12 protein-coding genes are annotated in these 11,401 nt (G+C 71.9%); 6 read left to right on the top strand and 6 right to left on the bottom strand.

From position 1 onward, the window contains the following. Positions 1-109: 109 nt before the first annotated feature. From AB0K18_RS13060 to AB0K18_RS13050, 3 genes are all read right to left on the bottom strand, one after another. Entirely contained in the window at positions 110-1,003 is an 894-nt protein-coding gene (locus AB0K18_RS13060) for a DMT family transporter (protein ID WP_364914078.1), read from the bottom strand. Between the two features lie 162 nt (positions 1,004-1,165). Continuing rightward, positions 1,166-1,984 (bottom strand): SAM-dependent methyltransferase, encoded by an 819-nt coding sequence (locus AB0K18_RS13055; protein WP_364914076.1) that lies wholly within the window; start codon positions 1,982-1,984, stop codon positions 1,166-1,168. A gap of 105 nt (positions 1,985-2,089) precedes the next feature. Beyond that, a complete protein-coding gene (locus AB0K18_RS13050; protein WP_364369959.1) occupies positions 2,090-3,172 on the bottom strand; it encodes an acyltransferase in 1,083 nt (360 codons plus the stop codon). 191 nt (positions 3,173-3,363) lie between these two features. Here AB0K18_RS13050 and AB0K18_RS13045 point away from each other — a divergent pair, with 191 nt between their 5' ends. Then, a complete protein-coding gene (locus AB0K18_RS13045; protein ID WP_364369962.1) occupies positions 3,364-3,738 on the top strand; it encodes a VOC family protein in 375 nt (124 codons plus the stop codon). Between the two features lie 176 nt (positions 3,739-3,914). Then, a complete protein-coding gene (locus tag AB0K18_RS13040; protein ID WP_364914073.1) occupies positions 3,915-4,841 on the top strand; it encodes a DMT family transporter in 927 nt (308 codons plus the stop codon). On the opposite strand, the gene AB0K18_RS13035 is transcribed toward AB0K18_RS13040, so the two are convergent. Then, positions 4,774-6,003 carry an FAD-dependent monooxygenase gene (locus AB0K18_RS13035; protein WP_364914071.1) on the bottom strand — a complete coding sequence of 410 codons (1,230 nt, stop codon included), beginning with the start codon at positions 6,001-6,003 and terminating at the stop codon, positions 4,774-4,776. The genes AB0K18_RS13040 and AB0K18_RS13035 overlap by 68 nt on opposite strands. Before the next feature lie 85 nt (positions 6,004-6,088). Here AB0K18_RS13035 and AB0K18_RS13030 point away from each other — a divergent pair, with 85 nt between their 5' ends. After that, a complete protein-coding gene (locus tag AB0K18_RS13030) occupies positions 6,089-6,640 on the top strand; it encodes a TetR/AcrR family transcriptional regulator (RefSeq protein WP_364914069.1) in 552 nt (183 codons plus the stop codon). On the opposite strand, the gene AB0K18_RS13025 is transcribed toward AB0K18_RS13030, so the two are convergent. Continuing rightward, entirely contained in the window at positions 6,637-7,227 is a 591-nt protein-coding gene (locus AB0K18_RS13025; protein ID WP_364914067.1) for a GNAT family protein, read from the bottom strand. The two genes, AB0K18_RS13030 and AB0K18_RS13025, sit on opposite strands and share 4 nt — an antisense overlap. Before the next feature lie 107 nt (positions 7,228-7,334). Between AB0K18_RS13025 and AB0K18_RS13020 the strand changes: the two genes are divergently transcribed. The 3 genes from AB0K18_RS13020 to AB0K18_RS13010 are packed head-to-tail and all read left to right on the top strand — an operon-like array spanning position 7,335 to position 10,755. Continuing rightward, the gene (locus AB0K18_RS13020) at positions 7,335-8,537 is read left to right on the top strand and encodes an acyl-CoA dehydrogenase family protein (protein WP_364914065.1); all 1,203 of its coding nucleotides are present in this window, start codon (positions 7,335-7,337) and stop codon (positions 8,535-8,537) included. Further along, on the top strand, positions 8,534-9,697 hold the full coding sequence (locus AB0K18_RS13015; RefSeq protein WP_364914063.1) for an acyl-CoA dehydrogenase family protein: 1,164 nt from the start codon (positions 8,534-8,536) through the stop codon (positions 9,695-9,697). The genes AB0K18_RS13020 and AB0K18_RS13015 overlap by 4 nt, the downstream gene beginning before the upstream one ends. Beyond that, positions 9,694-10,755 (top strand): acyl-CoA dehydrogenase family protein, encoded by a 1,062-nt coding sequence (locus AB0K18_RS13010; protein WP_364914364.1) that lies wholly within the window; start codon positions 9,694-9,696, stop codon positions 10,753-10,755. The genes AB0K18_RS13015 and AB0K18_RS13010 overlap by 4 nt, the downstream gene beginning before the upstream one ends. Here the strand turns inward: AB0K18_RS13010 and AB0K18_RS13005 are convergent. Then, entirely contained in the window at positions 10,726-11,316 is a 591-nt protein-coding gene (locus AB0K18_RS13005) for a TetR/AcrR family transcriptional regulator (RefSeq protein WP_364914061.1), read from the bottom strand. The genes AB0K18_RS13010 and AB0K18_RS13005 overlap by 30 nt on opposite strands. Between the last annotated feature and the right edge of the window lie 85 nt (positions 11,317-11,401).

The following is an 11,401-nucleotide window of genomic DNA, read 5'->3' as shown; positions in this document are numbered from 1 at the left end:
GCGCGCCACGCCGACACCGTTCCCCCTGCCGCTGTGGGGGAACGGAGCGACGATCCGGCAAGCGCCGCCGTACCGGACCTTAACTCATCCGGCCGCCTGCGCCGTCACATCACGGCGCATCGGCTCGTGCGGCGAGCACGGCCACCGCGGCGAGCAGCAGCACGCACCCCGCCCAGGCCAAGGGGGTGAGCCGCTCGCCGAACAGCGCCACCCCCAGCAGTGCCGCGCCGACCGCCTCGCCGAGCGAGATGATCGACACGGTGGTGGCGCGCAGGGCGGTCAGCGCGCGGAAGAACAGCCCGTACGCCAGCGCCGTCGGCACCGCGCCCAGATACACGAGCAGCGTCGCCGACGTCCAGCTCACCTCGGGCAGCACGCCCTCGGCCAGCGCGAACGGCGCCAGGCACAGCGCGGCCACGACGAACCCGCCGATCGCCGCCGCCTCGGGGCCGCCGTCGTCGCGGTGCCGCCTGGACACCAGCGTCACCCCGGCGTACCCGGCGGCGGAGGTCAGCGCGAGCAGCACTCCGAGCACCGGGGTGCCCGCCCCCTGTGCGCCCGCTTCCTGGGTGCTCAGGGCCGACTCGCCGGTGAGCAGGACGAGGCCGGCCAGTGCCGCCGCCAGGGCGAGCAGCGCCGTACGGCCGAGGCGCTCCTTGAGCAGGAAGCGGCTGCCCAGCGCGGTGAAGAGCGGGGTGGCGCCCATCGTCACGACGGTCGCCACCGCGACGCCGGAGTGGGCGATGGCGGCGAAGTAGGCGGTCTGGTAGACGGCCATCCCGGCGCCGACCACCAGCGTGCGGCCCGTGAGCGCCGGGCGGCCCGCCGGGCGGCTGAGCAGGACGAGGAAGGCGGCGCCGATCACGTACCGCCACAGGGACACGCCGACGGGGCCCAGCCCGCCGGTCTGGAAGAGCAGCGACCCGGCGGCGCCGCCGGTGCCCCAGGCGGTCGCGGCCACGGACACGTAAAGGGCGCCCAGCCGGGCGGAGACATGCGTCATCTGAAGGGTTCTCCGGAGGTGAAGGTCGATCAGGGCCCGGTGTGCGGGCAGCGACCACCCCCGGATCAGTGTGACCCGGCGAGCTTCAGAGGATGCCGCCCGCTAGCGGGCGGGGGGCGGAGAACAGATGAAGCGCCGATGCATGCGCCTCACGATAGCCGGTCAGGGGTGGGGCTTGCGGGCGACGCCGCCCAGCAGGAGCTCCTCCCAGGGGGCGAGGGGGCCGGGGAGTCGCTCGTCGGGGTGCCATTCGGGGAAGTGCACGACCCCGGGCTCGACCGGCACCAGGCCGTCGAAGAAGCGGGTGATGGCGGCGCGGTCGCGGAAGTGACCCGTGCCCATGGTGGCCTGGAGCATCACCTCCAGCGCCTTGGCCTTGGGGTTGCCGGAGGCGAGGAACCCTGAGGCGGCCAGGTGACCGCCGGGCGGGAGCGCGGCGACGTACCTGCGGACGACGCCGTGCGGGTCCTCGTGGTCGGCGAGCAGGTGCAGCACGCCGATGACGAGGACGGCGGTGGGCTGGGACAGGTCGATGAGGCGGCGCAGCACGGGGTGCCCGAGCACGGCGTCCACGTCACGCAGGTCGGCGGTGATGGCGTCGGCGTTCGGGTTGCCGCCGAGGATGGCCTTGGCGTGCGGCTCGACCATGGGGTCGTTGTCGACGTAGACGACCCGGCAGGTGGGGTCGGCGAACTGGGCGACCTCGTGGGTGTTCTCGACCGTGGGCAGCCCGGCGCCGAGGTCGATGATCTGCCGGATGCCGGCCTCACGGACGAGGTAGTCGACGACCCGGCCGACGAAGGCACGGTCGCACCACACCAGGTTCACCACCTCGGGCACGACGTCCTTGAGCTTGCGGGCGACGGCGCGGTCGGAGGCGAAGTTCTCGGTGCCGCCGAGCAGGGCGTCGTGGACGCGGGCGACCGTGGGCCGCTCCGGGTCGACGCCGGGCGGGGCCCACTCGTGTTCGCCGAGACTCATCCGGCCCCCTCTCGCCGTTCGGCGGCGCCGCTTCGGTGACGCGGATCGTATCCGGCCCGGGGATCTCCGCGCCCGCCCTGACAACGGGTTGTCGGCAGAGTCGACTCACCCTGTGGGGCTGCCGGCCGGGACCGCGGCGTGCGCCGGAGGCTCCCGCTTGGACAGCAGCCGCTTGAGCACGGGCGCGAGCGGCCGTTCCACGAACCGGTGCACCGCGTACGCGGCCACCAGCATGACCACGATCATCCCGGCGAGCAGCACGTACTTGTTGAACGCCCCTTCGAGCCTGGCGAACAGGATGAACCCGACGTGTGCGTGCAGCAGGTACAGCGGATACGTCAGCGCCCCCGCCGTCACCAGCCATGGCCGGGCGAGCGCCCTGGTGACCCGCAGCGCGATGAACGTCATCACGAGGAAGATGAGCACGACGACGGCGGTGATGACGACCGGCGAGTACGTGACGTGATACCGCTCGCCGACGGCCTCGGCGTACCCGATGGCCCGGTAGACGGCGTTGCCCAGGCAGATGGGCACCAGCAGCGCGATCTGCCAGTCGAGCCCGAACCGGTAGAGCATGAACAGCGCCATGCCGGCGATGAAGTAGTGCGAGAACTCCGATTGGACGACCAGGTCGGCGATGCCCGGCAGCACGCCCAGCTCGACGAGGAACGTCAAGGCGAGCCACCCCCACAGCCCCGCCATGATCCGCCCGCGGGTGATCCCGATGACGGTGGCGATCAGCATGAGGATGTAGAAGCGCATCTCGGCCCAGAGGGTCCAATAGACGACGTCCACGTTCTCGATGTTCGGCACCGACTGGAACATCGTCAGGTTGGCCAGCACCTGCGGCACCGACACCTGGAACAGGCCCCACCCGAGCAGCACGGTGACGGTCGCCGTGACCGCGATGCCCACCCAATAGGCCGGATAGAGCCGCACCACCCGCGAGACCACGAACTGCCGTGGCGTCCTTCCCCACGCGCTCATCAGCACGACGAACCCGCTGATCAAGAAGAACAGGTCGACGCCGAGGTAGCCGTACTTGGCCCAGGCGCTCTCGGTGACGAACGTCACAGTGGTCTTGCCGCCGGCCCAGCCGGAGAACACGTAGTGGAACAGCACGACGCACAGTGCCGCAAGCAGCCGGAGCCCGTCGATCTCGTAGAGCCGTTCTGGCCTGGTACGCACGGCGTCTCCTTTCTGATGGGGAGAGGGTGGCGGCATCAGCTTGCGGAATGGTTAAAGGACAGCAAAGGCATTCTTACGGGTTTACACGAGTACCGACCGGTAGTTAGCGCGTTGCCCGACAAGAGGGAAGTTGCGGGTAGCGCGTACGTACCTGACAGGAGATGGCAGGTATGGCTGGAACGCTGGTCGCCATGACGACGAAAGCGAACCTTCTGGCCTTCAGCCTCGACTGCGCCGACCCCAAGGCGCTGGCCGAGTTCTACCACCAGGTGACCGGCATGGAGATCACCTACGCGGAGGACGAGTACGCCGCCATCACCGACGGCACGGTCTCGATCTACTTCGGCCGGGTGGCCGACCGCAAGCCGGTCACGTGGCCCAGCCCCGACAAGCAGTTCCACCTCGACTTCCGGGTGCCGGACGTGGCGCAGGCGGTCGAGGACTACCTGAAGCTGGGGGCGACCAGGCCTGAGTTCCAGCCGGGCGTCACCGAGGAGGGCACCCGGTGGGTGGTGCTGCAGGACCCGCAGGGCCACCTGTTCTGCGTCTGCCCGCAGCCGGCGTAACGGGGCAAAAGGGGGCGGCCGGCGTCCAGGCGGGACCCAAGGATGAGCCACAAGTTCGTGCAGGCCGAGACGGGTTTGTATGGACTTTTCCGACCAAAGGATGATTCTCCCCCTCGCTCGGCCTCATAAGCTGGGGCAATGCTCCTGAGAGGATCCCTGCTTCTGCGCGGGCCGCGATGACCTGGGTCGGCATGCTGATCGCGCTGGCGGGGGCGCTGGGCTACGCGCTGGGCGCCGCGCTGCAGCAGTACGAGGTCGTGGCCGAAGGCGCCTCGCTCAGCCTGGTGCGGCGACCCCGCTGGTGGGTGGGCGGCGTCATCTCCTTCACGGGCGCCTGCCTGCACGCCGTCGCGCTCAGCTTCGCGCCCCTGGTCGCCGTCCAGCCGATCAGCGTGGCCACGCTGGTCTTCGCCGTGCCGCTGGCCGCGTTCATGTACGGGCGGCGGCCGTACCGCGCCGAGATCTTCGGCTCGATCGCCGTCGCCGTCGGCCTGCTCTGGCTCATGCTGCTGGTGCCCGCGCACGACGTGACGCCCCGGCTGGGCGACGGCACCGCGCTCGCCTTCATCGCCGTGATCGGCGCCGTCACGCTGGTCAGCCAGCTGTTCGCCCGGCGGGTGCACGGGGCGAACAAGGCGCTGCTGCTGTCGGTGGGGGCGGGCGTCATGACGGCCAGCGTGTCCACGTTCGTCCGGGTGGTCGGCGGCGGGATGCAGGGCGACTGGGGCCGGCTGATCCACTGGTTCAGCCTGGCCGTGCCGGTGCTGCTGATCTGCGCCGTGGTGCTGCTGCAACGCTCGTACGCGGTCGGCTACTTCGGCATCGCCTACGCCGGCGTCCAGGTCATCGACCCCATCACGTCCGTGCTCGCCGGGGCGATCCTGCTGGGCGAGCCGCTGCCCACCTCGCCCAGCACGGCGGTGCCGGCCCTGCTGGCCGCCGCGCTGACCATCGGCGGCACGATCACGCTGGGCCGGCTGGCCCCCGACCACACCGCCAAGCCGGCCGCCGCCCCGCCTCCCGCCGAGCAGGCGGTCACGCCTGCGCCGGTGGACGCCAGCGCAGCACCTCGTCCATCGACCGCAACATCAGATCTGGGCTGAGCCGGCTCGCCGCCGCCACCCCGGCGTCCCGTAGCCACACGGCCGCCGGGTTGCGCCACTTGGTCAGCCGGCACAACGTCATCGACCGCCGGACGACCCGCGCCGTCCGCTGCGTCCGCGCCGCGCTGTAGGCGGCCAGGCCGCCGCCCGAGGCGCCGGGATCGGCCAGGTGGGCCAGCACGACCGCGTCCTCGATCGCCTGGCAGGCGCCCTGCCCGAGGTTGGGCGTCATCGCGTGGGCCGCGTCGCCGACCAGCGCCACCCTGCCCCGGTGGAAGGCGGGCAGCGGCGTGGCGTGGTAGTGGACGTCGTTGCGGATGATCCGCGCCGGGTCGGCGGCCCGCAGCAGCGCCGGGATGGGCTCGTGCCAGTCGCCGAACCTGCGCAGCAGCTCTTCCCGCTCGTCCGCGGCCGTGCCGCCGGGCGGCGCGACGTCGGTGGCGTAGACGTAGACGAGGTCTCCGGCCAGCTGGTGGATGCCGAACACGGTGCCCCGCCCCCAGCTCTCCGACCTCGGCATCCGCAAGGCGTCGCGACCGTCCCGGCTCCCCGTCTCGGGCGAGCGTGAGGGAGCGCGGGGGTCCTGGCTCTCCTCCAAATCGGCGAGCGGGATGAGGCCGCGCCAGGCGGTCACGCCCGCGTAGACCGGGCCGGGGTGGCCGGGGAAGAGGTCGCGGCGGGTGGCCGAGTGGATGCCGTCGGCGGCCACCACCAGGTCGGCCTCCAGGTCACCCGCCTGCGTCCGTACGACGCCGCGCTCGGCGTCCACCTCCGTGACCGTCGTGTCGAGGCGCAGGCGGCCGGGCCCTCCGGTCTCGGCGAGGGCGCCGGTGAGCACGTCGAGCAGCGTGGCCCGCAGCATCACCACCACCGAGTCGCCGTACGCGTCGTCCGCCTCCTCCTCCGTGGCCCGCGCCAGCCAGCGCCCGTCGGCCCTGCGCAGGCCCATCGGCCCCTGCGCGTGGGCCAGGGCGCGGATCCTGTCGCCGAGACCGACGACGTCGAGCGCCTTCAGCGCGTTGGCGGCGATCGCCAGGCCCGAGCCGACGGGCTCGACGGCGGGCGCCCGCTCCAGCACGGTCACGTCCCACCCCTTGCGCAGCAGCGCGACTCCCGCGCTCAGCCCGCCGATCCCGCCACCGATCACCACAGCCCTGGCCATCCGCGCCTCCTCCGATCACTACGTCCGTAGTTGAACCGTACTACGCCCGTAGTGTGGTCTCACTACCGCAGTAGTATCGGCTTCCGTGAAGCGCTCAGACGTCGTCGCCGACACGGCCATCGCGCTGCTCGCCGAGCGGGGCATGCGCGGCCTGACCCACCGGGCCGTGGACGAGGCCGCCGGCCTGCCGCCGGGCTCCACCTCCAACCTGGCCCGCACCAGGGCGGCGCTGCTGGAGCTGACCCTGGCCAGGCTCACCGAGCGGGAGGAGAAGGCGCTGTCGGGTGCCTATGAGGGCGACTACGACCCGGAAAGGCTGCCCGCCCGGCTGGCCGAGGTGCTGCACATCCAGCTCTCCGACAGCGCCCGCACGCTGGCCCGCTACGAGCTGGCGCTGGAGGCCACCAGGCGGCCCGAGTTGCGCGCGATCTACGACCGGGCGGGCCGCCGCTTCCGCGATCCCGCCGTGGCCATGCTGGCCGCCCTGGGCTCCCGCGACCCGGTGCGGCACGGGCGCGCGATGGTGGCCTTCGCCGAGGGCCTGCTGTTCGACGCGATCGCGGGCGCCGGCGCGGTGCCCACGCGGGAGGAGCTCGAACAGCTCGTCCGCGAGCTGCTCACTGGCATGCTCGGTTAGGAGGCCGCCAGACGGGCGCGGAGGCGGTCGCGGTGCGGCGGCCACTCGTCGTCGAGGATGCCGAAGAAGACGGTGTCGCGCCAGGAGCCGTCGGGCCTGCGGCGGTGCCGGCGCAGGGTGCCCTCGTGCACGCCGCCGATGCGCCTGATCGCGTTCTGGGAGCGTTCGTTGCGGTTGTCGGTCTTGAGCAGCACCCTGTTGTGGCCCAGCTCGAAGGCGTGGTCCACGAGCAGCAGCTTGCACGCGGTGTTGACCGCCGTACGCCAGGACGCGCGGCCGTACCACGTCCAGCCGATCTCCACGCTGGCCTCGAAGCCCGGCACGTCGGCGTACGTCGTCCAGCCCACGGCCCGCCCGCTCGCCTTCACCACCACGGCGAACGGCACGTGCTTGTCGTCGTCGATCAGCATGCGCGCGACCTTGCCCAGCTCCTCCTCGGTCTGCGGCGCGGCGGCCGGCAACCAGCGCCAGACCTCCTCGTCGCCGCCCCCCGCGGCGAACAGGTCGGGCACGTGGTCCATGGTGAGCGGCTCAAGCCGGACGACGTCGTTCTCGAGCACGGTGGGGGTGGGCAGCTTCGCGGTCATGGCGGCCACTGTAGGGGCATGAGAACGTGCAGGTAGATGGCCACCTGGGGGTAATTACGGGAAACCACCTGTCGACACGCATACCGGCCGGTCGGTAGGGTCGCGTCATGGACTTCGCCTTCGACACCGTCACCGAGGACCTGCGCGAGCGACTGCTCCGCTTCATGGACGAATGCGTCTACCCCGCAGAGCCGGCCTTCGAGGAACAGGCGCAGACCAGCGGCTGGAGCCCGCCGCCGCTGATCGAGGACCTGAAGGACGAGGCCAGGAAGCGCGGCCTGTGGAACCTGTTCCTGCCCGGCGAGCACGGCGCCGGACTGACGAACCTGCAGTACGCCCCGCTGGCGGAGATCATGGGCAGGAGCCCGGCCCTGGCCCCCGTCGCCACCAACTGCGCGGCCCCCGACACGGGCAACATGGAAGTCCTGTCCATGTTCGGCAGCGAGTGGCAGCGCAAGGAGTGGCTGCAGCCCCTGCTCGACGGCGAGATCCGCTCGGCCTTCGCCATGACCGAGCCCGACGTGGCCTCCTCCGACGCCACGAACATCGCGACCTCCATCGTGCGCGACGGTGACGAGTACGTCATCAACGGCCGTAAGTGGTTCATCTCCGGCGCGATGAACCCCAACTGCAAGATCTTCATCGTCATGGGCCAGACGAACCCCGAGGCGCCCAAGCACCGCAGGCAGAGCATGATCCTCGTGCCGCGTGACACGCCCGGCGTCCAGGTCAAGCGCGGCATGCACGTCTTCGGCTACACCGACGCCGACCACGGCGGCCACGCCGAGGTCGTCTTCGAGGACGTCCGCGTGCCCGCCGCGAACCTCATCGGCGAGGAGGGCGGCGGCTTCGCCATCGCGCAGGCGCGGCTCGGCCCCGGCCGCATCCACCACTGCATGCGGCTGATCGGCATGGCCGAGCGCGCGGTCGAGCTGATGTGCCGGCGGGCGCTGTCGCGGACCACGTTCGGCAAGCCCGTCGCGCAGCAGGGCGTCGTCCAGGACTGGATCGCCGAGTCCCGCGTGAAGATCGAGCAGGCCCGCCTGCTCGTGCTCAAGACGGCCTGGCTCATGGACACGGTGGGCAACCAGGGCGCCCACACCGAGATCCAGGCCATCAAGATCTCCACCCCGATCACGGTGGAGTGGATCCTCGACAAGGCCGTCCAGGTCCACGGCGCCGGCGGCGTCTCCCAGGACTTCCCCCTGGCCGGGCTCTGGGCGCACGCCCGTACGCTGCGCCTGGCCGACGGCCCCGACGAGGTGCACAAGCGGTCCCTGGCCTATCGCGAGCTGAAGAGGTACATGTGAACGAGGCGCAGATCAAGGAGCGCGTGGCCGCGTTCCTCGGCGAGCACGAACCGAGCGGGGACCGCCTTGAGTTCCTGCGCGCCCGGTTCGACGCCGGGCTGGCCTGGGTGTGGTTCCCTGAAGGGCTCGGCGGGCTCGGCGCGCCACGTGAGCTGCAGCAGGTCGTGGACAGGGAACTCGCCGACACCCCGCAGCTCAACGCCGGGCTGCAGGCCATCGGGCTGGGCATGGCGGCGCCGACGATCCTGGCGTTCGGCACCGATGAGCAGAAGCGCCGCTTCCTCAGGCCGCTGTGGACCGGCGAGGAGATCTGGTGCCAGCTCTTCAGCGAGCCGGGCGCCGGGTCCGACCTCGCCACGCTGGCCACCAGGGCGGTCAGGGACGGCGGCGAATGGGTGGTCGACGGGCAGAAGGTGTGGACGTCGGGCGCCCACCACGCGCGGTGGGCGATCCTCGTCGCCCGTACCGACCCGGAGGTGCCCAAGCATCGCGGGCTGACGTACTTCGTGTGCGACATGCACGCGCCGGGCGTGGAGGTGCGGCCGCTGCGCCAGATCACCGGCGAGGCCGAGTTCAACGAGGTGTTCCTGACCGGCGTGCGGCTCTCCGACGACCTGCGGCTCGGCGCGGTCGGCGACGGCTGGCGGGTCGCCCAGACCACGCTGATGAACGAGCGCGTGGCCATCGGCGGCGCGCCCACCCGGCGCGGCGGCGGCGTCATGGCGTCCGTGCTGGCCTCCTGGCGCGAGCAGCCCGAGCTGCGCACCCACGACCTGCACCAGCGGCTGCTGTCGCTGTGGGTGGAGGCCGAGGTGACCCGCCTGTCGGGCGCGCGCCTGCGCGAGCAGCTCGCCGCCGGCCAGCCGGGGCCCGAGGGCTCGGGCATGAAGCTCTCCTTCGCCCGGCTCAACCAGGCGCTGACCGGGCTGGAGATGGAGTTCAGGCGCGAGCTGGGCTACGACGACTGGACGTTCCGCCGCTCGGAGGAGGTCGACTTCTACGGCCGCGGCCCCGGCTACCGCTATCTGCGGGCCAAGGGCAACTCGATCGAGGGCGGCACCTCCGAGATCCTGCGCAACATCATCTCCGAGCGGGTGCTCGGCCTGCCGTCGGAGCCCCGTGTCGACAAGGACGTGCCGTGGAAGGACCTGCCGCGATGAGCCTGCTGTACTCCGAGGTCGAAGAGGAGCTGCGCGCCGCCGTACGCGGGCTGCTGGCCGACCGCTGCCCGCCGTCCGCGGTGCTGCAGCGCGTCGAGTCGCAGCTGTACGACCTGGAGCTGTGGAAGACGCTGGCCGGCGAGATCGGGGTGGCCGGCCTGCTGGTGCCCGAGGAGCTGGGCGGGGCGGGCGCGTCGGCCAGCGAGGCGGCCGTGGTGCTGGAGGAGCTGGGCAGGGCGGTCGCGCCGGTGCCGTTCTTCACCAGCTCGGTGCTGGCCACGCGGGCGCTGCTGCCGACCCGCGACGCGCTGCTCGGCGAGCTGGCCGAGGGGCGCAGGACGGCGGCGCTGGTGGTGTCGTTCGCGGCGTCGGCGTACCGGCCTGACCGGGGCGCGTCGGTGCGGGTGGACGGCGAAGGGCGGCTGTCCGGCTCGGTGACAGGCGTGGCCGGAGCCGAGGTGGCGGACGTGCTGCTGGTGCCGGTGGACGGCGACCTGTACGCGGTCGAGGGCGACGCGATCGAGGCGGGCGTGGTGCGCGTCGCGTCGTCGCTCGACCTGACCAGGCCGGTGGCCACGGTGACGTTCACCAGGACCAGGGCCCGCCGGGTCGGGGCCTGCGACCTGGCCGCGGTGCTGCGGTTCGGAGCCGGGCTGCTCGCCTCGGAACAGCTCGGGGTGGCCGAGTGGTGCCTGCAGACGACGCTCGCGTACGTCAAGGAGCGCCACCAGTTCGCCCGCCCGGTCGGCTCGTTCCAGGCGCTCAAGCACCGCCTCGCGGACCTCTGGCTGGACGTCGTCAGGGCCAGGGCGGCGGCCAGGAACGCGGTCGCGGACGCCTCGTCGATCTCCGTGGCGGTGGCCCAGTCGTGGAACGCGGGCGTCGCCGTGCACGCGGCCGAGGAGGCCCTGCAGCTGCATGGCGGGATCGGGATGACCTGGGAGCACCCCGTGCATCTCTATCTCAAGCGCGCCAAGGCCACCGAGGTCGCGCTCGGCACGCCGGGCGACCACCGGGAGGCGCTGGCCTCACTCGTCGACGTCCCCGGCCCCGAGTGAGGCGAGCAGCAGGTCGGCGAAGTGCTTGCCCACCTGGGCGCCGGTGAGCGGCCCCCGCGTGCTGAACCACGTGCCCAGGTGGTGCACCGAGCCGAAGAAGTAGTCGACGACCAGCTCGGCCGGCACCCGGTCGCTGAAGACGCCGGTGCGCTGCCCGTCGGCCACGAGCGCGCGGAAGCGCTCGTGGTAGCGGCGGCGCTCGGCGCGCACGGTCTTCTGCGTCTCGGGGGCGAGCAGGTGGATCGACCTGAAGAAGATCTTCGAGTCGTCGAGGTTGGCGGCCGTCGTCTCCACGACGTCGGCCGCGGCCCGGTGGAGGCGCTGCCTGATCGTGCCCGGCCCGTCGGCGATCTGGGCGAGCCGGTCCATCTGCATGCGCAGCACCCGGGCGTAGATCTCGTGGAGGAGATCGTCCTTGGAGTCGAAGTAGTGGTACATCGCGCCCTTGGTCACGCCCGCCGCGACCACGATCTCCTGCACCGAGGTGCTCTCGAAGCCGCGCTCGGCGAACAGCCGGGTCGCCTCGGCGAGCAGGCGCTGCCTGACCGGTTCGTCTTTCACTCGGTCCCCCTTGGTCACCGGCCTAGCATACCGACTGGTCGGTTGATGGCCTTGCGGGTACTAATTCCGTCACCTTAGGCTCGCC

The sequence above is a fragment of the Nonomuraea sp. NPDC049421 genome (genome assembly GCF_040677005.1).
In the GTDB taxonomy this organism is placed as follows: domain Bacteria; phylum Actinomycetota; class Actinomycetes; order Streptosporangiales; family Streptosporangiaceae; genus Nonomuraea; species Nonomuraea salmonea.
The sequence above is the reverse complement of the archived record's forward strand: the minus strand, read 5'-3'. Positions and strand labels throughout refer to the sequence as shown.